Genomic DNA, 21,177 nt, shown 5'->3' with positions numbered 1-21,177 from the left:
AGGAAACACGTGTCGTAGCCCCATGGCCGAAGGCATCTTGCGCTCGCTCCTGGCGCCCGACGGGGCTCAGATCGGGGTCAGCTCGGCCGGCACCGGGGCCGTCGACGGGTCGCCCGCCACAACCCTGGCCGTTGGGACGGCCGCTGCGAAGGGGATCGACATCAAATCGCATCGTGCCACCCGGCTCACGCCGGAGCTGCTTCGGGGCTCCGACCTGATCCTCTGCATGGAGCCGGGCCACGTCGCGCGCGCGCAGGAGCTGGCGCCGAACGCGGTCGATCGGATCCGCCTGATCACGCGGACCGACGCCGAGCCGGCGCACTCGGCGGATGCCGGCGTGAGCGACCCGATCGGCGGCGTTCCCTCCGAGTACGAAGACGCGTTCAATCGGATTCAAAGCCACTTACTCCGCTGGCTGCCGCGGATCCGCGCGGCGGTCGAACGGAGCGAGGGCGTGCGATGAAACGGCGCGCCCCCGAGCGGAAGGCCAAGGAGGAGCGCATGGCGCAGGAATCGAAGTCGTTCATCTGGATGAATGGGTCGTTCGTCCCCCATGCGGACGCGAAGATACACGTGCTCTCCCACGTCGTTCACTACGGCTCGAGCACGTTCGAGGGAATCCGCGCGTACGCGACGCCGCGCGGCACCGCCGTCTTCCGCTTGAACCGCCACGTCCAGCGGCTTCTCGACTCATGCAAGATTTCCCGGATCGATTGCCCGTACTCCTACGAAGAGCTGATGGACGCCGTGCGTCAGACCGTTGTCCGGAACGGGGGAGATGCCTGCTACATCCGGCCCGTCGTCTATCGCGGATTCAAGACCCTCGGGGTCAATCCGACGGGAGTTCCCGTGGACGTCGCGATCGCCGCGCTGAATTGGGGGAAGTACCTCGGGAAGGACGCGCTGGAGCGGGGGATCTCGGTCAAGGTTTCCTCCTGGCGCCGCGCGGCCCCGGACACGTTCCCCTTCATGGCGAAGACGGGCGCGAATTACATGAACGGCCAGCTGATCAAGCTCGAGGCGGTCGCCGACGGCTATGAGGAGGGCGTCGCGCTCGACTCCTTCGGATTCGTCGCGGAGGGAAGCGGCGAGAACATCTTCCTCGTCATCCGCGGGGTGCTGCACACGCCCTCCCTCGCGAGCGCCATCCTTCCGGGCATCACCCGCGAGACCGTGATGTCCCTGGCGCGGGACCTTGGGCTCGAGGTCAAAGAGGAGCAGATTCCCCGCGAAGCGCTCTACCTCGCGGAAGAGGTCTTCTTCACCGGGACCGCGGCGGAGATCACGCCGATCACGTCGATCGACAGGCTCCCGGTAGGGAAGGGCGCCGTCGGCCCGATCACCCGGCAGCTTCAGGGTGCGTTCTTCGACGTCATCGAAGGCCGCGCCCCCGACCGCCACGGCTGGCTCTTCCCGGTGGAGCCCAAGAACAAGGTCCAACGCGCGGCCAAGAAGGCCCGCTGAGCGCGGAGGCGACGACACCGCGCATGGCTCGCCCGGCGGAGACGGCACGCATGATCGCGCACGAGGCGCCGCTCCGCGCCGTCGATCCCGACATCGCCGACGCGATCCGCGATGAGATCCGGCGCCAGCAGTCCACCCTCGAGCTGATCGCCTCCGAGAACTTCGTGAGCGCCGCCGTCCTCGAGGCGATGGGCTCTCCGCTCACCAACAAATACGCGGAAGGCTATCCGGGCAAGCGCTACTACGGCGGGTGCGAGTTCGTCGACCGGGCGGAGACGCTCGCGATCGAGCGCGCCAAGGCGCTCTTCGGGGCGGACCACGCCAACGTCCAGCCGCACGCCGGAGCCCAGGCGAACCTAGCGGCCTATCTCGCCATCATGCCGCCCGGCTCCACGCTTCTCGGCATGGCCCTGGCCCACGGGGGCCATCTCACCCACGGCCACAAGGTCAGCTACTCGGGCATCATCTTCAAGCCGGTGCAGTACGGTCTCTCGCCGGAGACGGGTCTGCTCGATTACGAGCAGGTAGCCCAGCTGGCGCGCGAGCACCGGCCCCAGGTGATCGTCGCGGGGGCGAGCGCCTATCCGCGCTTCTTCGACTTCGCGCGATTTCGCGCCATCGCCGACGAGGTCGGCGCGGCCTTCGTGTTCGACATGGCCCACGTCGCCGGCCTGGTCGCCGCGGGCGTTCACCCGAGCCCGGTACCCCACGCCGACGTGGTCACCTCGACCACGCACAAGACCCTGCGGGGCCCGCGGAGCGGTCTCATCCTCTGCAAGAGCAAATACGCGAAGGCGATTGATAAATCGGTATTTCCGGGCATGCAAGGCGGCCCTCTGATGCACGTGATCGCGGCCAAGGCGGTCTGCTTCAAGGAGGCCGCGGCCCCGGAATTCAAGACCTACGCGCGCCAGGTGGTCGCGAACGCGAAGGCCCTTGCCGCCGAGCTGATGGCGCGCGGCTACGACCTCGTCACTGGGGGGACGGACAACCACCTGCTCCTCATGGATCTCCGGCGCGCCGGCCTCTCCGGGGCGGAGGTGGAGGACGCGCTCCACAAGGCCGGGATCACCGTGAACAAGAACGCGGTTCCGAACGACCCGCGCCCGCCCGCGGTCACGAGCGGGATCCGGATCGGGACCGCGGCGGTCACCACGCGCGGCCTGGGAGAAGCGGAGTTCAAGGTGCTCGGGGGTTGGATCGACGACGCGGTGAAGCGGCGCGGCGACGACGCCGCCCTCGCGAAGATCCGGAAGCAGGTATCGGACCTCTGCGCCTCCTATCCGCTCTACCAACACCTCTCGGAATAGTCTCCCGCACGGAACCATGGCCCTGAGCGACGTCAGCCTCGAAGAGCGCACCGCGCGCGTGCGGGAAGAGAGCGCGTTCGTGGGACCGCTCCTGGCCGAGATCGAGGGGACGATCGTCGGCCAGCAGGAAATGATCCGGCGGATCCTGATCGGCCTCCTGGCGGACGGTCATCTCCTCCTCGAAGGCGTCCCCGGGCTCGCGAAGACGCTCGCGGTCAAGACCGTCGCGGAATCGATCGAGGCGACCTTCCACCGGATCCAATTCACGCCCGATCTCCTTCCGGCCGATCTGACCGGAACGCTGGTCTTCGACCCAAGGACCGGGTCGTTCGCTCCCAAGCTGGGGCCCGTCTTCACGCAGATCCTCCTCGCGGACGAGATCAACCGCGCTCCCGCTAAAGTGCAGAGCGCGCTCCTCGAAGCGATGCAGGAGCGCCAGGTGACGATCGGCGACAAGACGTATCCGCTCGACTCTCTCTTCTGGGTCCTGGCGACACAGAATCCGATCGAGCAGGAGGGAACGTATCCGCTGCCGGAGGCGCAGATGGACCGCTTCCTCCTGAAGATCCGCGTCGGCTATCCCACCCCGGAGGAAGAGGCGCGGATCCTTGACCGGATGGGCGGCGAGACGCCCGGCCCGCGCAAGCCGGTCGTCGGCGTGGAGCGGATTCTCGCCGCGCGCCACGTCGTGCACTCGATCTATCTGGACGAGCGGATCCGGCGATACATCGTCGATCTGGTTCACGCCACGCGCGAGCCGGAGCGCTTCGGCCTCGACCTCCGCCCCCTCATCCACTATGGGGCATCCCCGCGGGCGACGCTCGCCCTGGCGAAAGCCGGCCGCGCGCACGCGTTCCTCGAAGGCCGGTCGTACGTGACGCCCGACGACGTGAAGGTGCTCGCGCCCGACGTGTTTCGCCACCGCATTCTCCTGACCTACGAGGCCGAGGCGGAGGCGGTGCCGGTCGACGAGGTGTCCCGCCGCATCCTCGCGCGCGTCGAAGTGCCGTGATCACCCCCGAGCTCCTGGCGCAGGTTCGCCGGCTCACGATCCGAAGCCGCAGGGCCGTGGAGGCGGTGTTCTCGGGGGCCTACCGGAGCGCGTTCCGCGGGACCGGGCTGGAGTTCGCCGAGGTGCGCGAGTACGTCCCCGGCGACGATGTCCGCGCCATCGATTGGAACGTGACGGCGCGCGCCGGGAAGCCGTTCATCAAGCGGTTCCACGAGGAGCGCGAGCTGACCGTGATCGTCGCGATCGATCTCTCGGGGTCGCTCATGTTCGGAAGCCGCGCCCGGATCAAGCGGGAGGCGGCCGCGGAGGCCGGCGCGCTGGTGGCGCTGGCCGCGGCGCGAAACCGCGATCGCGTGGGGCTACTCTTGTTCACCGATCGGGTGGAGCTCTACCTGCCTCCTTCGAAGAGCCGCGCCCGGGCGCTCCGCTTGGTCCGCGAAATGGTCGCGTTCGAGCCGGAGGGCCGGGGCACCGACCTGGCGGGAGCGCTCGCCTTCCTCGCGCGGGTGCTGCGCCGCCGCGCGATCCTCTTCGTGGTCTCCGACTGGATGGCGGAGAACTTCGACCGGCAGCTTCGGTATCTCGCCCGCCGCCACGAGCTCGTGAGCCTGGAAGTGTCGGATCCGTTCGAGACAGAGCCCCCGCTCGCGGGGCTCGTCCTGACCCGCGACCTCGAGTCCGGCCGCACCGCGTGGCTCGATCTGGGAGCCCGCCGCCCGCGCTCGGAGTGGCGGGCGTCGCAGGCCCGCCGGGCCCGAGCCCTCACTGACCTGCTCCTCCGCGGACGCGCGGGGCGGATCGCCCTCTCGACGGAGGCGCCGGCCGCGCCCGCCCTCATCCGTCACTTCGAGGCGCGCGCTCACCGGCACTGACGCTCTCCATGCGTTGGGGCTCTCGTTCACTCTCGGTCTTGGCGGCCGCCGCCCTCCTGGCCGCGGTCGTATTCGTCGGCGGCTGCGCGGGTCGAGCCGAGACCACCCGCGGCCCCGCCGTGGAGCGGTCGGGATCCCTGGGCTCGCTCCACTACCGGCTGCGGAGCCAGATCTCGCCCGCACGGGTCACGCTCGGCGACCGCGCGGTCTGGCGGCTCACCGCCGAGCTCTCCGGCGCGGAGGCCCAACCCGGGGCCTTCTCCCACGGCCCAGCCGACTCCTCGCTCGAGATCGTGCCGCTCGAGCCGCCTTCCGCGTCACGCCGGGAGAGCGGCGCGCGGTGGTCGACCGCGCTCGAGGTGCGCGGATACGACATCGGCCGAATGCCGCTTCCGATCGCTTGGATCACGGCGACCGTCGCGGGCACCGTCGACACGCTGGACTTTCCGCCCGACACGCTCTACGTCGACTCGCTCACGGCCGCGATCACCGGGTCGGTCGAGCCGGATCGAGGGCCGCTCCCGACCGAGCTTCGTCCGGCCGACTACGCGGTGGCGATCGCGGGCGCGCTGCTCGCGATCGCGGCGATCCTGGTCGCGCTGTGGCTATACCGGCGGGCGCGGCGCCGCTCCCGGGTCGCCGCGCGCGTCGAGGATGCGCCGCAGCCGCCCGAGGTGACGTTCTTGAAGTCGATCGAGAGCCTCCGCGCCGAGATCGGCTCGCTCGCGCGGGATGAGTTCTACGAGGGCCTCTCTCTCGCGATTCGCGTCTACGTGACCGCGGTGACCGGCGTCCCCGCGCTCGACCGAACCACCGGGGAGCTCGAGCGGGAGCTCAGCACGCGGGGCTTCGACGCCGACGCGGTCGGCGCGATCGGGGCGATGCTCCGACGGAGCGATCTCGCGAAATTCGCGCGGCATGAGGACCCTCTGGTCGAGGCGCGCGAGGCGCTCGACGGTGCCGCGGCGCTCTCGGGACGGCTTCACCCGCGGGTCGAGGGGCCGGCGCCGGGCTCCACGCCGCCCCCGGCCCCCGCGCCGCCTAGGGCGAAGGGCTAGCCATGCGATTCGGAGAGCCTTGGGCTCTACTGATGTTGCTGCCGTGGGCCCTCGTGGCGCTCTACTTGGTTCGGCGCCCGGGATGGAAGACACCCGAGCTTCCGGTTCCGGCGCTCCGGGCGCTCCCCCGGCCAGGCGGGACGCGTGTCCATCTGGCGCGCGTGGCCGGGTGGCTTCTTCCTCTCGCCACATTTCTCTTCCTGATCGCGGCCGCGCGCCCGCAGGCGGGACACGAGACCAGGGAGATCGTGAGCCAGGGAATCGACATCGTGATCGCGATCGACGTCTCGGGGAGCATGCGTTGCGAAGATTTCCGACCCCAGAACCGGCTCTTCGTCGCGAAGTCGGTGGCGAAGGAGTTCCTGCGCGGCCGGGCCCAGGACCGGATCGGGCTGATCGCCTTCGCCGGGCGGAGCGAGCTCGTCTCGCCGCTCACGCTCGATTACGACGGCCTCGCTGCCCTGATCGACGGGATCGACTTCGGCATGCTTACGGACGGCACCGCCGTGGGCGCCGCGATCGCCCAGGGAGCGCAACGGCTCCGCCAGGCGAAAGGGAAGAGCAAGGTGCTGATCCTTCTCACCGACGGCATCAACAACGCGGGCGCGGTGGATCCGGTCACCGCAGCCAGGCTCGCCGCCGCGGTCGGGGTCCGGATCTACACGGTCGGCGCGGGGACGTTGGGGCAGGCTCCCTATCCGATCGATGACCCGATGCTGGGACGCCACTACGTCTGGGTCCGGTCCGAGATCGACGAGGCATCGCTTCGGTCGGTGGCGGACATCACCCACGGGCGGTACTTCCGCGCGACCAACGCCGAGCTTCTGTCCCAGGTCTTTCGGGACATCGACACGATGGAACCCTCTCAAGTGGAAATGCGTTCGTACACTCAGTGGGCCGAGATGGGCCCCGGACTCCTCGCCACGGGGGCGATCCTCATGGCCCTGAGCCTGTTGCTCGGCGCGACCTTCGTGCGCCGTTATCCGTAGGGAAGAGAGGAGAAGAGCGACGCGATGAAGTGGGCGGAGCCGGAGCGGTTGAATCTCCTGTGGCTTGTGCCGGCGCTTTTCCTGCTCGCGGTCTGGACCGTCCGTCAACGGGCGCGACTCGAGTCGACCCTCGGGGATCCGGCCGCGCTCCGCCGGCTCACGGGAGAAGCGGGCCGTGTCGCGCGCGCGGCGCGGATGGGACTTCTTCTCATAGCCTTCCTGTTCGCGGTCGCCGGGCTCGCGCGGCCGCTCGCCGGATTTCGACTAGTCGAAACCGCCGCTCGAGGAGCGGACGTCATGGTCGCCCTCGATCTCTCGCACAGCATGGAGGCCCGCGACGTCCGGCCGGACCGGCTGCGCGCCGCCGCCCGCGAGATCGCGACGCTCTTGGAGTCGCTCGAAGGATCCTCGATGGGCCTCGTCGCGTTCGCGGGGGAGGCGCGCGTCGTGAGCCCGCTCTCGACCGATCTCGAAGGACTCGTATCGATGGTCGAGACCGCGCGACCGTCGGACCTGTCCCCGCAGGGAAGCGACATCGGAGCGGGGGTCTCCCTGGCGGCGAGGCTGCTCCGAAGGCCGGGCCAAAGGCCGCGCGCGGTCGTGCTCGTGAGCGACGGGGAGAATCTGTCCGGAAATCCGGAGGCCAGCGTGGGCGCCGTGCGCCAGGCGGGCGCGAGGCTGTTCGCGATCGGGATCGGCACGCCGCAGGGCGACCTGATCCCCGTCGTCGATTCGACCGGCGCCGTGGTGGGGCAGCGGCGCGAGCCGGACGGCAAGCCGGTGGTGACCCGCCTCAACGAGCAGCTGCTTCGCGGCCTCGCGCAGCGCGCCGGAGGAAGGTACGAGCGCGGCGACGGGAGCGGCGCCGCCGCGCTCCGTCTCGCGGACGCGATTCGCTCGGGCGGCGGACAAGAGGTGCGGGGACGGAGCATCCGCGCGTACGACGAGCGGTTCCCCTGGTTCGCGGCCGCGGCGGGGCTTCTGCTGCTCGCCGAGCGGGCGGTGCCGCGCCGGAGAAGATCATGAGGCGGCTCGCGGCGCTTCTCGTCCTCTGGGCCGTGGGGACCGGCGCCATCTACGAATGGGGCGGCGCCGCGGCGCGCGGCGTCCGCGAGCTGAAGAAGGGAAACCACCGCGAGGCGATCGAGGCACTTCGGAAGGGGAAAACGGAGCTGCCCCGCTCCGCGGCGGTCCGGTACGACGAGGGGCTCGCGTACCGGGGCCTCGGGCTCTCCGACTCGGCACTCGCGGCCTATCGTGACGCCGCCGGCACTCCCTCGCTCGAGGGCGATCGCGCCCGATCGGCAGCCGCGTTCAACATGGGCAATGAGGCGATGCGCGGGGACGATTTCGGCGGCGCGGTTCGCCAGTATCGCCAATCGCTTCGGTTCGACCCGACCCGCGTGGACGCGAAGAAAAATCTAGAGGAGGCGCTCCGCCGGGCGAGGAGCGAGAAGCAGAGGCGGCAGGGCGGGGGCGGTGGCAAGGGACCGCAATCGGAGGGGAAGGGAAACCCCGAACCAGGAGGCGGAACGAATCAACAAGGCATCCCGCCCCAGCCGCAACAGCAGGGCGGAGCGCCCCAGAGGACCGACCAGGGCCGCGCGCCGCAGCTCGGCAACGCGATTCCCGGCCGCGCGGACGCCGAGCACTGGCTCGACGCGCTCGAATCGGAGCGCCGCGCGTCGAAGATGCGGGATGAGCGCGGAGAAGAGAAAGCCGAAGGCCAGCGTGATTGGTGACCGTCGACATGGGGCGCGCGCGTTCGCCTGGCTCCTGGCGGCAGTCCTGCTCGTTCTCGGCCCCGGCGCCGCGGAGCCGGCCGGGCGCCTCGACATTCAGGCCGAGCTCGATCGACGCCAGATCGCTGTCGGGGAAGCGGCCACCCTCACGCTCACGGTGACGGCGGAGGGAGTGGACGTTCCGCCGGTCACGCTGCCCCCGATAGCAGGAGTCACGGTGGAACGGGCCGGGGAATCGCAGGGGTTCTCCTGGATCAACGGCCGCGTGACGCGGACGTTGACGGTCGCCTTTCGTCTTCATCCGTCCGATGTCGGCGACGTGACGATCCCCGAGGTGAGGGTCAAGTCGGGCGATGCCGCCGCGCGATCGATGCCGCTCACGCTCCACGTGGGGAAGACCCTGCCGCCGGCGCGGGGCGGGACATCCGAGCTCTTCGCGCGCGTGGTTCTCGACAAGAGCCGGGCGTACTGGAACGAGGGCATCATCGCCCACTTCACGCTCTACTCCAGGGTGCAGATCGAAGGGGTGCAGTCGTGGGATCCGCCGGACGCGATCGGGTTCTGGTCGGAGGTGATGGGACCGCCGCGCACCGGGCGCGTCGCGATCAACGGAGTCCCATACGACGCCAGCGAGCTCCGGGTGACCTATTTCCCGACGAGAACGGGCCGGTTGAGGATCGGCCCGGGCCGCGTCCATCTGAGGGTGATCCGGCGAATCGCGCAGCCCGATCCATGGTCGATGCTCGGCATGCCGGAGGAGCAGGTCGAGGACGTCACGCTCGAGACGGGAGCCGTTCCGGTCGAGGTAATGCCGCTCCCGCCGGGCGCGCCGTCGAGCTTCAAGGGGGCCGTGGGTGACTACTCGATGGACGTGCATGTCGACCGCGCCTCCCTCCACGCGGGGGAGCCCGTGACGGTGACGACGACCGTGCGGGGGGTGGGAAACGTGGCCTCCGCGGGAGATCCGGACGTCAACACGTCGGTCCCGGCGCGCAGCTACGCCGGCGGGGTGATCACGTCGATCGACCGGGCGGGGGAGCGCTTGCGCGGGGAGAGGCGTCGGGACGTGACCTTCATCGCGGAGACGACGGGTCGGATGGCGGTTCTCCCCGTCCGCTACACCTGGTTCGATCCTGGGGCGAACCGTTACCGAACGCAGATCTCGGATTCGATCCGGATCCTGGTGGAGCCTCCCGGAGCGGGGGCCGATTCAGGGCGGGCATTGCGTCCCATCGGACCGGTCGCCGCGCTCCGCGCGAAGCCGGGCCGCCGCGGACGCCTGACGCTGGAAGCCCCGCCAGGCAGCCGGGCCCTCGCGATGGCGTCCCTCCTCGGATACGGTGCCGCGCTCATCGGCGCGAGGCTCCGCCGGCGGGCCGAGCGCGATCCGCGCCGGCGCCGGGCCGTGGCCCTCGAATCGGTCCTTGCCCGGCTTCACGCGATCGGGGCCGCGCCGGCCGACAGCGCCGCGGCCGCGACCCGGATGGGCGCCATGGTCCGACACGCCGTGGGCCTCCGATACGACCTCGACGTGGAGGGGCTCCCGGCCCGGGAAGCGCTGAATCGGGCGCGCGCCGCCGGGGCCAGCGACGATGACCGGAAGGAAGTCGAGGAGGTGCTCGATTCGCTCGATCGCCTTGCCTTCGCACCCTCCGGCACGCGCGCGGCCAAGGGAATTCCGGAGCGCAAAGCGGCGGAGCGCGTCCTGAAGCGCTACCTCAGGGAGCTCACGTGATGCGGCGCGAAATGGTGGCGCTGGCGCTTCTCACGGCGGTGGCCGCCGTCCCGCTCCGTTTCGGCCCATCGGTCGCGGCCGCGCCGCGCGCGACCGCCCCCGCCGTCGCGGCCGTCGATGTCGCGGCGGATTCGCTGGCCCATGGGCACGACGTCGCCGACGCGACGACGCTCTACAACGCCGGGACCGTCGCTCTGGAGCGGAGCGCGTACGGACCTTCCATCACGTTTTTCCTCGCGGCCGCACGTCTCGAGCCACGGGCCCCCGATGTCAGGGCGAATCTAGCGGGCGCTCTCGCCGCGGCGGCGCATGCCGCGGGAGACGACGAGCACCCCGACGACGCCACGGACCGGCCGTTCCCGATCGCCCCGGACGAGGGCTGGTGGATCGCGGCCGGACTCCTCGCGGTGGGCGCTTGCTTTGGAATCGCCCGCGCCGTTCGGGTGCTGCCGCGCTCCGCGCGCTGGATCGGGGACGGCGCCATGATCGCGGGGATCGTGCTCTCCACCTGGCTTCAATACGCCGCGTGGGAGGAGCGGGCCCACCCCGTGGCGGTCGTGATCGCCCCCACGCTTTCCGTGGAGCGGGGACCCGACGAACCGTCGCGGCCCGCGGTGCTGCTCGCGGCGGGGGAGCGCGTACGCTTAGGAGAGGTGCGCGGGGGCCAGGTCGAGGTCCGCCTTGGAGCAAATCGGATCGGCTGGGCGGCCCGGGAGGGGCTCTGGCGCGTCGCCGACGCGACACGGTATACTCCGAAATTCCAGCCGCGCTGAGGCTGATCCGGCCGCGACGACAATCAGGGAGGGATGGAGATGCCGACCGTCGAAGCCGCGCTCGTCACGGGAGGCACCGGAGCGCTCGGGCGCGCGGTCGTCTCGAGATTTCTCGCGGATGGGATGGCGGTAGCGGTGACCTACTTCTCCGAGAAGGAGTGGCGGGACCTGGCCGCCGCGGAAGCGGACGCATCGCGCTCCGGCAAGCTGCAAGGATTCAGAGCCGATCTCACCGACGAGGCCGCGGCGCGCGGCGCCGTCGAGGCCGCGGTGAACTCGCTGGGCGGCCTGCGCGTCCTGGCTCATCTCGCCGGTGGATATGCGGGAGGCGTGGACCTCGAGCAGGTCGACGTGAAGACGGTCCGGCAGATGATCGACACGAATCTCCTCACCGCGATGCTGGCCGCGAAGCACGTGATCCCCCACGCCAAGCGCTCGGGCGCCGGGCGGCTCCTCTTCATCTCCTCCCGCGGAGCGATCGAGTGCTACCCCGGCTCCGGCCCCTATGCCGCTGCCAAGGCTGGCCTTCTCGCCCTGGCGGTCACGCTCTCCAAGGAGCTCAAGGAGAGCGGCGTCACGGCGAACGCGGTTCTCCCGAGCGTCATCGATACCGCGGCGAACCGCGCGAGCATGCCGAAAGCCGACCATAGCACCTGGGTGAAGCCGTCCGAGATCGCCGGGCTCCTCTCGTATCTCGCTTCCCGGGGCGCGCAATCCGTGAGCGGCGCCCTCATTCCCATCTACGGGAGGGCTTGATGGCATCCGAGAAACCCAAGGTAGTGAAGGGTCCGAAGATCGCGCCCGATCCGATCGTCGCGGGCATCACCGTCGATCGGCTGGTCGACAGCGCGTTCCTGGCCTACAACGCGGCGCGGCTCCGGGAGGCGTGCCGGCTCTTCGTCGAGAAGATGCTGGAGCCCGACGTGACGGTAGGTCTCACTCTGAGCGGCGCGCTCACGCCCGCCGGCCTGGGGCGCTCGTGCCTGATCCCCCTCCTCCAGAACGGCTTTGTCGACTGGATCATCTCGACCGGGGCGAATCTCTACCATGACACCCACTTCGGAATCGGGCTCACGATGCACCAGGGCCGGTCGAACGTGGACGACGTGGTGCTCCGCGAGCAGGGAATCGTCCGCATCTTCGACATCTTCTTCGACTACGACGTCCTCCTCTCGACCGACGCGTTCTTCCGCGAGGTGATGCGCGCGCCCGAGTTCCGGCAGCCGATGAGCACCGCGGAATTCCATCACCGCGTGGGCCGGTATGTCCTCGAGCGCGAGCGGAAGCTGGGCCAGAGCGGAACGTCGCTCCTGGCGCAGGCGCACGCGCTCGACGTCCCCGTCTACACGTCCTCGCCGGGCGACAGCTCGATCGGCATGAACGCGGCGGAGCTGTGGCTGGACGGGACCGCGATCCATTGGGACATCTTCCGCGACGTGAACGAGACCGCCGCGATCGTCTACGGGGCGAAGAAGAGTGGGGGCAAGAGCGCGATTCTCATCCTGGGCGGGGGGTCGCCGAAGAACTTCGCGCTCCAGACGGAGCCACAGATTCAGGAGGTTCTCGGCATCGAGGAAGAGGGGCACGACTATTTCCTTCAAGTCACCGACGCGCGTGTCGACACGGGCGGCCTCTCCGGCGCCACCCCGGGTGAGGCCGTGAGCTGGGGGAAGATCGATCCGGAGCGGCTCCCGGACGCCGTGGTCGCCTACGTCGACAGCACGATCGCCCTCCCGATCCTGACCGCGTACGCGCTCGCGAAGCGGGCCGCGCGTCCGCTCCGCCGGCTCTATCCCAAACGGGAGGCACTGCTCGAGAGCATGCGCGCGGCCTACGTGGAAGCGCGCGGCGCCGCCGCCGCGAAAGGCTCCCGCCGATGAGGCCGCGCTCCGTCCGCGGGATCGCCGGGGCTCTTCTTGGGGTGACCGTCGCGGCGTCGCTTTTCCCGCGCGGTGCCGCCCAGGCGGCCGAGCCGCGCAGCTCGAGGGTCTGCTCCTCCTGCCACGGCGAGATCAAGAAGCAGTGGGAGAAGTCCTCGATGGCGGGGTCTTGGACCAACCCGGTCTTCCAGGCCTTTCTCGCCGACGCCAAGGCGGAGCTCGGCGAGGGCGCCCAGGCGGGGTGCATCTCGTGCCACGCGCCGCTCGCGGCGGTGACCGGGGACGTGAAGGTGACGGATCCCGTGAACCAGGAGGGGATCACCTGCAATTTCTGCCACAGCGTCAGCGCGGTCGAGGTATCGCCCAAGCCGGCCTCCTACACGTGGGACGCCGCCGATCCGATTCTCATGCGGGGTCCGTTCGAGGATGCCGAATCGGGAACCGCGCACGGATCGGTCCAGAGCAACATCATGGCGCAGGGCGAGTTCTGCGCCTCGTGCCACTGGTACGCGGGCGACGGCGAAGGGCTGGTGTTCGAGGGAACCCACGCGCAGTGGAAGGCGTCGAAGGCCGCCGCGGCGGGGAAGCAGTGCCAGGATTGCCACATGCCGCCGGCGCCGGGGAAGGCGTCCCTGATCGCGAAGAAGACGCGCGACAAGATCTGGGCCCACACGTTCGCCGGGGCGCATACGGCCGGCGCTCTCGACTCCGTCGCGTCGGTCGCCGCCGCCGTCGAGAGCGGAAAGCTCAAGCTCACGGTTCGGAATACCCGAGGGGGTCACTCGCTTCCTGGAGGCGGCGCGTCGATGCGGGCGATCACGCTCGAAGTCGTATATCAGGACGGCGCCGGGATGGAGCTGGCGCGGGTTCCCGTGCAGACCTACGACACCGAGTTCGCCGACGCGAACGGGAAGTCGCCCGTTCCGAAATGGCTCGCGAAGAAGGTCGCCCGCTCGAACGAGATTCCCGCCGACGAGGCAAAGGTCGAGTGGTCCGAGATCCCGCCGGGCGCGAAGAAGGCGGAGGCGGTCCTCACCTACCATTTCCTCCTCCCGGCCTACCGCGCCGCGCTCGTGGCAAAGAAGGTGGATCTGACGGGACGGGATCCCGTCGTGATGGCGCGCGCGCGCGTGGCGATCCCATGAGGCAGGCGACGACCGAGGCGCCGGTTCCTCTGCTCGATCTTGGTCTCGTCCACAGGCAGATCGCGGACGATTTGCGGCGCGACTTCGAGCGGGTGCTTGCCTCCGGACAGTTCATCCTGGGCGCCGAGCACGACGCCTTCGAGCGGGAGCTTGCCCAGGCGTGCGGCGTGACGCAGGCCGTGGGGCTCTCCTCGGGCACCGCGGCGATCTCGATCGTGCTCCAAGCGCTCCGGATCGGAGCGGGCGATGAGGTGATCGTCCCCGCGTTCACCTATTTCGCGACGGCCAGCGCTGTCGCGCAGGTGGGCGCCCGTCCGATTTTCGCCGACGTCGAGCCGGTCCGATTCGGGCTCGATCCTTCTTCCGTCGAATCGCGCGTGGGGACGAAGACGCGCGCGATCCTTCCGGTCCACCTCTACGGCCTCGCTTGCGACACGAAGCCGCTCGCGGCGATCGCGGACCGCCACGGCATTCCGCTCGTGGAGGACGCCGCGCAGGCAATCGGCGCCTCGGATCGTGGGAGGCCGGTGGGGAAGTCGACCGCGGGGGCCGCGCTGAGCTTCTTCCCGACAAAGAACCTCGGCGCCCTGGGAGACGGCGGCGCCTACGTGACCGACGACCTGGAGCTGGCGGGACGAATTCGCCTCCTCCGTGCCCAGGGCGATGCCGGGGACTACCGGCATACGGTGCTCGGAACGAACGCCCGACTCGATGCGCTCCAGGCGGCGTTCCTACGCACCAAGCTGCGGCACCTCTCCGAGTGGATCGCGATGCGCCGCGCGTCCGCGGATCTCTACCGCGCCGCGCTCGCCGGCACGCCGGTCACGCTCCCGGAGGAGCCGGAAGGCGCGCACCACACGTATCACCAGTTCACGATCCGCGCGCCCGAGCGGGACCGCCTCCAGCAGTTCCTCCGCGAGCGCGGGGTCGCGACCCGGGTCTATTACCCGATCCCGCTCCATACGCAACCCGCATTCGACTACTTGGGCCACAAGGCCGGCGACTTTCCGGTCTCAGAGCGGCTCGCGCGGGAGGTCCTCTCCCTCCCGATTTTCCCCGGCATCTCCCCCGAGCAGATCGAACGCGTGGCCCGGGCCGTCCGCGAGTTCCACGGCGGCGGCGGAGGGGCGCGCTAAGTGTCCCGCGTGCTCCGGATCGGGCTCATCGTCGCGGCATCCATTCTAGGTCTCGTCGCGGTCGCGGCTCTCGCCGCGTGGATCCTCATGCCGAAGGACTGGATTGACCAGGAGGCAAAGCGGCAGGCAGGTCGAATCGAAGGCGCCACCGTCCGCTGGACGCGCCTCAGTCCCGGTTTTTCCTGGCTCTCGCTCGGTGTCCGCGTCGAGGGTCTCTACGTTCGCCAGCCGGCCGAAGGACATGGCGACGCGCGGCTTGAGGCAGAGGTCAACGAGATCTTCGTGAGCTTCCGCCTCCTCCCGCTCCTCGCGCGGCGCGTGGAGGTATCCGCGGCGCGCGTGAGCGGCGCCGGAATCGCGCTGACCGACCGCGGCGAGCCGCCGCCCCCTTCACCTGGAATGGGATCGCCCACGGGCGCGGCAGGGATCGCGTTGATCCTCCCGAAGCTCTCCTTTGACGGCATCGACATCCGAACACGCGATTCTCTCGGGGGCGGGATCGATCTCAGGCGCGTCTCCGGGGGGGCCGAATTCGACGGAAGCGTCAACCGGCCCAGCTCGGTGCGGATCGCGGCCAGGTGCGATAGCCTTTACTGGAAGCCCTCCGCGCGCGAGCCACGGGTGGCTCTTCCGGCTCCGCTTGGAATCGACGCGGCGGCCGAAGCGCGCGACGGAGGCGCAAATCTCAAGGTCACGCGCGGCATCGTGACGCTCGGCCCGCTTCGGAGCTACCTGAGCGGAGAGATCCGTCTCCCCGCGGCAGCCGGGAAGGAGCCCGAGCTCGCGCTGGTCCTGGCTGGCAAGTCACAGCGGATTCAATCGAGCGACGAAGCGTTCCGGCCGCTCGCCGCCCTCACGCCGGCCACGTGGAGCACGAACGCGTCGTGGGAAGTCCGGGTGAACGGCCCCACGTCGGCTCCGGTCCAGACCGGGCGGATGACGCTCCAGCCTCTCAAGATCGTGTCGGGACCGAACGCGTTCACGCTCCAGCAAGCGGTAGCGTCGTGGGGTGTCCAGGCCGACAAGACGTTCGCCGCCCACGCCAACGCGGCCGGGGCCGGACTCAAGCTGGAGATCGACGCGACTGGCTCGACCGCGCCGGGCGGGCCGACGAACGGGACCCTCTTCGTGAGCGGCCCCGCGGTGCGGCTCAACGGGCTGGTGCCGAACACGCCCACATGGACCTCGGGTGACCTCGAATGCCGGGCCTCGTTCTCGCTTCGGCCTCCCGCGCCGCCCCAGATTCGCTGGAACGTGAAGGGGAAGAACCTGGGCGGAACGGTACCGGGGCTCGCCCGCCCCGTGAGCCGACTCGGATTCGATATCGACGGGGACGAGCGCGCAGCGACGATCCGCGCATTCAACGCGACGGTGGGCTCCACGACCGCGACCGCCACCGGAACGATCCGCCAAGGGAAGCCTTTGGGCACCGCGACGCTCCACGCCAACCTGGACCGCTTCGTCGCCGAGGAGTGGGCGCCGCCGCCCGCGCGCAAGGGCTCGCCCGCGGCCAAGAGTGCTCCCGCGGCGAGCGCGCCGCCGCCGATTCCATTCCAGGCATTCGACGGGACCGTCACGATCGGCGAGGTCCGGTCCGGAACGATGACCGTGCGCGACGTGTCGGTGCCGGTGAAATTCGCGGACGGGAAGCTGGCCGCGGCGCCGATCCGCGGCAAGATGGGGACCGGCTCGCTCGCCGGCTCGCTCCAGCTGACCGAGCTCGCCACGAACCCAGCCTACGCGCTCAATCTCGACGTCCAAAAGGCTCCGGCGCAGGATCTCATCGCGGGGCTCCTGCCGTTCAAGGTCGGATTCACCGGCCTCGCGAGCGGCACGGTCAATTTGGTCGGGCGCGGGCTTCCGGGCCCGGCTATCAGCGACTCGCTCCGCGGCGCGCTTCAGGGAACCGTCGAGGATGGAAAGATCCTCGAGACGCCGCTCGTCGCCGGGATCCGGAAGGCGCTCGGCCTCGTCTCGGGAGGCGGCCAATCCGGCGCCGAGCTCGCGTTCCGGACCCTGACGTCGTCGCTCCGCATCGATCGGGGGAGGCTTCTCCTCGACAAGATAAAGGGAGATCTCGGCAAGGATCTCTTCGAGATGACCGGCTCGATGGGCCTCGACAAGTCCCTCGATCTGGACCTCCTGCTCCGCCTCGCGCCCGAGCGAATCAAGGGAGGGACCGGCTTCGCGGAGCTGGCCCGCTTCGCCCGCGACAAGGACGGCAGGCTGCCGCTGACCGTCAAGGTGACCGGCAACGCGGTCAATCCCAAGATCTCCATCAAGCCGGCCAAGACGATCGAGATCGCCGGGTCGAGGCTTCAGCAGGAGATCGCGAGGGGCCTCGCCGAGAGCGCGCGGCGGGACACCACCCGCCGGGACAGCTCGCGAACCGACTCCACCAAGGTCGAGGATCCGCTCCAGAAAGGCCGCGACGCGCTGAAGCGGCTGCTAGGTAAGTGACCGGCGGCCGGTCTCCCGCCGCCGTCGAGACCAGCGCGCTCACACGCTCCTTCCGCGCCCGCCGCAAGGAGCGGGAGGTGGTCGCGCTCCAAGGGATCGACCTCCGCGTCGAGCGCGGCGAGTGCTTCGGGCTCCTGGGGCCGAACGGCGCCGGGAAGACGACGCTCATCAAGATCCTGACGACGCTCCTTCTCCCCACGAGCGGCGGGGCGACCGTCGCCGGCTTCGACGTCGTCCGCGATCCCCTGAACGTTCGGCGTCGGATCAACATGGTCTCCGGAGGGGATTCGTCGGGCTACGGAATCCTCACCGTGCGGGAGACGCTCGACCTCTTCGCGCGCCTCTACGGCGTCCCCGGGCCCGAGGCGCGGCGTCGGGCCGACGCGCTCCTCGCGATGACCGGCCTCGCCGAGAAGGCCGACACGCGCCTCTCGAGCCTTTCCACGGGGATGAAGCAGAAGCTGAATTTCGCGCGCGGCTTCATGAGCGATCCCGAGATCATCTTCCTCGATGAGCCGACCCTGGGGCTGGACGTCGAGGCGTCCCGGGACGTGCGCGCCTTCATCGCCCGCTGGGTTAGGGAGCGGCCCGAGCGCTCGGTCCTCCTCACGACGCACTACATGGTCGAGGCGGACGAGCTTTGCGGCCGGGTCGCGATCATCGACAAGGGAAGGATCCTGGCCCTCGACACGCCCCACGCGCTGAAGCGGTCCGTTCCAATGGAGCCGGTCTTCGAGCTTCAGGTGGGAAGCGGCGGCGCGAAGCTCGACGGCCTCCGCGACGTTCTTGGAATCAGATCGATCTCCCACCACGCCCACCCCGCTACCGGCGCCGTCGAGCTCAAGATCGTCGTCGAGGAGGACCAGGTCATCGGCGAGGTGCTGGGAAAGCTCAAGGCGATGGGCGCGCCCGTGCTCCATCTCGCGAAGTCCGAGCCGACGCTCGAGACCGTGTTCGTCCACATGGTCGGCCGCGGGCTCACGGACGAGGCGGCTTCGGATTCCGAGCCCGCGTAGGGAAGCGCGATGACGCTCGGGGAGACGATCCGGATCAACCTCGGTGCCGTCTGGGCACGCGCCCGCGTGCGGGTGGTCGCCTCCTGGCGCGAGAAGTCGTGGGTCGTGGGCGAGACGATCTTCCCGTTCCTGGCGATGTCCGCCTTCGTCCTCGTCTACCGCGGGCTCAAGGCGCCGCCGATCTACGAGGCGTTCGTGGTGTTGGGCGGCGCCATGATTGCGTACTGGAACAACGTCCTCTGGAGCATGGCCAGCCAGTTCTTCTGGGAAAAAGAGCAAGGCCAGCTCCAGCTCTACCTCATCACGCCCGTATCGCGGATGTCGATCCTCCTGGGCATGGCGCTCGGCGGCATCGCGATGACGACCAGCCGCGCCGTAGTGATCCTCGCGGGCGGGGTGCTGCTCTTCCACGTCCCGCTCCCGCTCGACCGCGCTCTTCCCGCGTTCGGTCTTTTTCTTCTCACATTGGGCGCGGTCTATAGCCTGGGAATGATCCTGAGCAGCCTCTTCCTGCTCTGGGGTAGGGAAGCGTGGTACACCGCCACGCTCTTCCAGGAGCCGATCCACCTCGTATCCGGATTCTACTTTCCGGTCCGCGCCTTAGGCTCGGTCGCCGCCGGCTTCGCGGCGCTCCTTCCGATCACGCTCGGTCTCGACGGAATCCGCCAGATTCTCTACGGCGAGGCCGCGCACGGTCTCCTGCCCCTCGTCTGGATCCCGCCGATCCAGGTGGCGCTCCTTGGGATCTTCGTCTTCCTCGCGCAGCGCGCGCTGGCGACGATGGAGAACCTGAGTAAGCGCGAGGGACGCCTCACGCTGAGGGGCGGGTGAGGCGGACCTGGGAGGTCATGAGGGCGGCCGCGTGGCTCGGCTGGCAGGTCGAGGCGAACTGGGCGGATCCGTTTCTCTTCGTCGTCTACGCGATCGCCAAGCCTCTCTCGACGACGCTCATCCTCTTCTTCATGGTTCGGGTGGTCTCGCAGGGGCACGCGACGGCCGAGGCGTTCCTCTTTCTTTTCATAGGGAACACGTTCTTCCTCTACGTCACCGAGGTGCTGATCGGGATCTCGTGGGCGGTGTTCCGAGACCGCGAGGACTACGAGACCCTGAAGTACATCTATGTCGCGCCGCTCCACCTGCTTCCGTATCTCCTGGGCCGGGGTTTCACGAAGATGGCCACCGCCACCCTCGGGGTCGCGGTCGCGCTGGCGTTCGGCGGCCTGGTCCTCCGGCTGCCGATCGGGACGCCCGGTACGAATTGGATCGAGCTGGCGGGCGCGACATTGGTCGGTCTGGTCTCGGTGGCGTGGCTGGGGATCATCCTGGCGGGCGCGTCGCTCATCGTGGCGCGGCACAGCATCAACATGAACGAGGGCTTGAGCGGGCTCTTCTATCTACTGAGCGGCGCGGTGTTTTCGATCGACGTGCTGCCCCGTTGGGTCCAGCCGATCTCGCTCGCCCTTCCGTTCACCTATTGGCTCGAGCTGATCCGGCGCATCCTCACGGGGAGGCCGTTCGCCGGTCCGCTCCGGGGTGTGAGCGACGGCGGGCTATGGCTGATCCTGCTTGGCTCCACCGTCGCGCTCGCGGGAGCCGCGATTCTATGGTTTCTCCACTGCGAGCGGGTAGCCCGGGCACGAGGCCTGATCGACTGGAAGACGAACTACTAGGGCTTGGGTGCCAGCACTCCGGGCTACGCCGGAAGCGGGCGCTTCACCTTGGCGCCGCGGCGCAGTGCCTTTCCCAGCAGCACGTTGACCGGGTGGCTGCGGGGGAGAATCGGGACCACCGGAGGCTTCCTGATCCCGAGCTTCCGGAGCGCGTCCTGAGCAGGCTCGTACGCCGGATTCCATGAAAGCGCTTGGTTGTAGCTCTTTACCGCGTCGGCCCGGCGCCCAGCCAGGGTGTGGACCTCACCGAGATTGAAATAGTGCTCCGGCCGGTGATATTCCGACTCGATCGCGCGACGGCATAGCTGCGCCGCGTCCGAGTACTTCCGATCGGTATAGGCCAGGGCCAGCCCCAGATAGCTCAAGTAGCCGAGCGCGTGGGGCTCTAGGATGACCGCCTCCTGGAAGTGGTGTAGCGCATCGCCAAAGCGGTTGGCGTAGAGCATGCGGACGCCGGTCTGGAAATGCTCCCGACCGATCGCTCCGACGACGGCTAGCTGCTTCTGTCGACGATCATTAAGTGAGCTCATGTGGTGGATGCCTCCTCCCTAGGGTTGACCGGCGAATTCTGCCGCAAGGGGCGTGCCGAGCGCCTGTCGCTAATCGCAAGCTTTTATAGCGCATAAGTAATTTTACTGCAATATTTTGACCTACGCCCATGAGGTCAAATATCAAGTCGCAATGCGTCTTCTGCCCGGTACCGCGTGCGGAACAAGAAACTTGCCTTCGGTTAAGTGCATCTTGTAAAGTGACTGAGGGGGCAAGGAAGCCGTGAATGTTCGAAGTGATAGTTTCGTAAGTCGATGAGCACCGCCACCGCTACAGCCGCTGCGCTGAAACCGGCGACCGCGATTGAAGGGCTCCTCCGCTCCACCCTGTATCTCCCCAATCTCAGCGCTCGCCGAAAGACCTCCG

The 21,177-nt window shown here is 69.2% G+C and carries 20 protein-coding genes; 19 read left to right on the top strand and 1 reads right to left on the bottom strand.

The features are described 5' to 3' along the window. Window positions 1–22: 22 nt before the first annotated feature. Genes E6K79_08495 through E6K79_08405 form a run of 19 tightly spaced genes read left to right on the top strand, consistent with a single transcriptional unit; the run spans window position 23 to window position 20,262 of the window. The gene (locus E6K79_08495) at window positions 23–463 is read left to right on the top strand and encodes a hypothetical protein (GenBank protein ID TMQ64017.1); all 441 of its coding nucleotides are present in this window, start codon (window positions 23–25) and stop codon (window positions 461–463) included. A gap of 38 nt (window positions 464–501) precedes the next feature. Continuing rightward, window positions 502–1,464: a branched-chain amino acid transaminase gene (locus E6K79_08490; GenBank protein ID TMQ64048.1), complete on the top strand. Its 963-nt coding sequence runs from the start codon at window positions 502–504 to the stop codon at window positions 1,462–1,464. Between the two features lie 50 nt (window positions 1,465–1,514). Further along, a complete protein-coding gene (locus E6K79_08485; protein ID TMQ64016.1) occupies window positions 1,515–2,774 on the top strand; it encodes a serine hydroxymethyltransferase in 1,260 nt (419 codons plus the stop codon). 16 nt (window positions 2,775–2,790) lie between these two features. Beyond that, window positions 2,791–3,786, top strand: coding sequence for a MoxR family ATPase (locus tag E6K79_08480; protein ID TMQ64015.1), 996 nt, complete (start codon window positions 2,791–2,793; stop codon window positions 3,784–3,786). After that, complete coding sequence (locus tag E6K79_08475; protein ID TMQ64014.1) at window positions 3,783–4,658, top strand: DUF58 domain-containing protein; 876 nt, start codon at window positions 3,783–3,785, stop codon at window positions 4,656–4,658. Before E6K79_08480 ends, E6K79_08475 begins: the two co-directional genes overlap by 4 nt. 8 nt (window positions 4,659–4,666) lie before the next feature. Next, window positions 4,667–5,716 (top strand): hypothetical protein, encoded by a 1,050-nt coding sequence (locus E6K79_08470; protein TMQ64013.1) that lies wholly within the window; start codon window positions 4,667–4,669, stop codon window positions 5,714–5,716. Window positions 5,717–5,718: 2 nt separating this feature from the next. Continuing rightward, a complete protein-coding gene (locus tag E6K79_08465; protein TMQ64012.1) occupies window positions 5,719–6,705 on the top strand; it encodes a VWA domain-containing protein in 987 nt (328 codons plus the stop codon). Window positions 6,706–6,729: 24 nt separating this feature from the next. After that, a complete protein-coding gene (locus tag E6K79_08460; protein TMQ64011.1) occupies window positions 6,730–7,731 on the top strand; it encodes a VWA domain-containing protein in 1,002 nt (333 codons plus the stop codon). Then, a complete protein-coding gene (locus E6K79_08455; protein ID TMQ64010.1) occupies window positions 7,728–8,447 on the top strand; it encodes a hypothetical protein in 720 nt (239 codons plus the stop codon). The genes E6K79_08460 and E6K79_08455 overlap by 4 nt, the downstream gene beginning before the upstream one ends. After that, window positions 8,404–10,182, top strand: a complete 1,779-nt coding sequence (locus E6K79_08450) for a protein BatD (GenBank protein ID TMQ64009.1) — start codon at window positions 8,404–8,406, stop codon at window positions 10,180–10,182. Before E6K79_08455 ends, E6K79_08450 begins: the two co-directional genes overlap by 44 nt. Next, complete coding sequence (locus E6K79_08445) at window positions 10,179–10,955, top strand: hypothetical protein (GenBank protein ID TMQ64008.1); 777 nt, start codon at window positions 10,179–10,181, stop codon at window positions 10,953–10,955. The genes E6K79_08450 and E6K79_08445 overlap by 4 nt, the downstream gene beginning before the upstream one ends. Before the next feature lie 33 nt (window positions 10,956–10,988). Continuing rightward, window positions 10,989–11,711, top strand: coding sequence for an SDR family NAD(P)-dependent oxidoreductase (locus E6K79_08440; GenBank protein ID TMQ64007.1), 723 nt, complete (start codon window positions 10,989–10,991; stop codon window positions 11,709–11,711). Beyond that, on the top strand, window positions 11,711–12,835 hold the full coding sequence (locus E6K79_08435; GenBank protein TMQ64006.1) for a deoxyhypusine synthase: 1,125 nt from the start codon (window positions 11,711–11,713) through the stop codon (window positions 12,833–12,835). The genes E6K79_08440 and E6K79_08435 overlap by 1 nt, the downstream gene beginning before the upstream one ends. Further along, window positions 12,832–13,980: a hypothetical protein gene (locus E6K79_08430; protein TMQ64005.1), complete on the top strand. Its 1,149-nt coding sequence runs from the start codon at window positions 12,832–12,834 to the stop codon at window positions 13,978–13,980. The genes E6K79_08435 and E6K79_08430 overlap by 4 nt, the downstream gene beginning before the upstream one ends. Next, entirely contained in the window at window positions 13,764–15,116 is a 1,353-nt protein-coding gene (locus E6K79_08425; protein ID TMQ64004.1) for a DegT/DnrJ/EryC1/StrS family aminotransferase, read from the top strand. Before E6K79_08430 ends, E6K79_08425 begins: the two co-directional genes overlap by 217 nt. Further along, entirely contained in the window at window positions 15,117–17,576 is a 2,460-nt protein-coding gene (locus E6K79_08420) for an AsmA family protein (protein ID TMQ64003.1), read from the top strand. Next, entirely contained in the window at window positions 17,573–18,592 is a 1,020-nt protein-coding gene (locus E6K79_08415; protein ID TMQ64002.1) for an ABC transporter ATP-binding protein, read from the top strand. The genes E6K79_08420 and E6K79_08415 overlap by 4 nt, the downstream gene beginning before the upstream one ends. Window positions 18,593–18,601: 9 nt before the next feature. Beyond that, window positions 18,602–19,423, top strand: a complete 822-nt coding sequence (locus E6K79_08410; GenBank protein TMQ64001.1) for an ABC transporter permease — start codon at window positions 18,602–18,604, stop codon at window positions 19,421–19,423. Further along, on the top strand, window positions 19,420–20,262 hold the full coding sequence (locus tag E6K79_08405) for an ABC transporter permease (GenBank protein TMQ64000.1): 843 nt from the start codon (window positions 19,420–19,422) through the stop codon (window positions 20,260–20,262). Before E6K79_08410 ends, E6K79_08405 begins: the two co-directional genes overlap by 4 nt. 23 nt (window positions 20,263–20,285) lie before the next feature. On the opposite strand, the gene E6K79_08400 is transcribed toward E6K79_08405, so the two are convergent. After that, complete coding sequence (locus tag E6K79_08400) at window positions 20,286–20,792, bottom strand: tetratricopeptide repeat protein (protein ID TMQ63999.1); 507 nt, start codon at window positions 20,790–20,792, stop codon at window positions 20,286–20,288. Window positions 20,793–21,177: the final 385 nt, after the last annotated feature.

It is taken from the genome of Candidatus Eisenbacteria bacterium, assembly GCA_005893305.1.
Taxonomy (GTDB): domain Bacteria; phylum Eisenbacteria; class RBG-16-71-46; order SZUA-252; family SZUA-252; genus WS-9.
Note: the sequence above shows the minus strand (reverse complement) of the source record. Positions and strands in the feature narration are given on the sequence as shown.

What these genes read in the sequence shown, in the direction of transcription:
- E6K79_08495 (TMQ64017.1), top strand. Translation starts at nt 23, where the DNA reads ATGGCCGAAGGCATCTTGCGCTCGCTCCTGGCGCCCGACGGGGCTCAG.
- E6K79_08490 (TMQ64048.1), top strand. Translation starts at nt 502, where the DNA reads ATGGCGCAGGAATCGAAGTCGTTCATCTGGATGAATGGGTCGTTCGTC.
- E6K79_08485 (TMQ64016.1), top strand. Translation starts at nt 1,515, where the DNA reads ATGATCGCGCACGAGGCGCCGCTCCGCGCCGTCGATCCCGACATCGCC.
- E6K79_08480 (TMQ64015.1), top strand. Translation starts at nt 2,791, where the DNA reads ATGGCCCTGAGCGACGTCAGCCTCGAAGAGCGCACCGCGCGCGTGCGG.
- E6K79_08470 (TMQ64013.1), top strand. Translation starts at nt 4,667, where the DNA reads ATGCGTTGGGGCTCTCGTTCACTCTCGGTCTTGGCGGCCGCCGCCCTC.
- E6K79_08465 (TMQ64012.1), top strand. Translation starts at nt 5,719, where the DNA reads ATGCGATTCGGAGAGCCTTGGGCTCTACTGATGTTGCTGCCGTGGGCC.
- E6K79_08460 (TMQ64011.1), top strand. Translation starts at nt 6,730, where the DNA reads ATGAAGTGGGCGGAGCCGGAGCGGTTGAATCTCCTGTGGCTTGTGCCG.
- E6K79_08455 (TMQ64010.1), top strand. Translation starts at nt 7,728, where the DNA reads ATGAGGCGGCTCGCGGCGCTTCTCGTCCTCTGGGCCGTGGGGACCGGC.
- E6K79_08450 (TMQ64009.1), top strand. Translation starts at nt 8,404, where the DNA reads ATGAGCGCGGAGAAGAGAAAGCCGAAGGCCAGCGTGATTGGTGACCGT.
- E6K79_08440 (TMQ64007.1), top strand. Translation starts at nt 10,989, where the DNA reads ATGGAGATGCCGACCGTCGAAGCCGCGCTCGTCACGGGAGGCACCGGA.
- E6K79_08435 (TMQ64006.1), top strand. Translation starts at nt 11,711, where the DNA reads ATGGCATCCGAGAAACCCAAGGTAGTGAAGGGTCCGAAGATCGCGCCC.
- E6K79_08430 (TMQ64005.1), top strand. Translation starts at nt 12,832, where the DNA reads ATGAGGCCGCGCTCCGTCCGCGGGATCGCCGGGGCTCTTCTTGGGGTG.
- E6K79_08425 (TMQ64004.1), top strand. Translation starts at nt 13,764, where the DNA reads ATGGCTCGCGAAGAAGGTCGCCCGCTCGAACGAGATTCCCGCCGACGA.
- E6K79_08410 (TMQ64001.1), top strand. Translation starts at nt 18,602, where the DNA reads ATGACGCTCGGGGAGACGATCCGGATCAACCTCGGTGCCGTCTGGGCA.
- E6K79_08400 (TMQ63999.1), bottom strand. Translation starts at nt 20,792, where the DNA reads ATGAGCTCACTTAATGATCGTCGACAGAAGCAGCTAGCCGTCGTCGGA.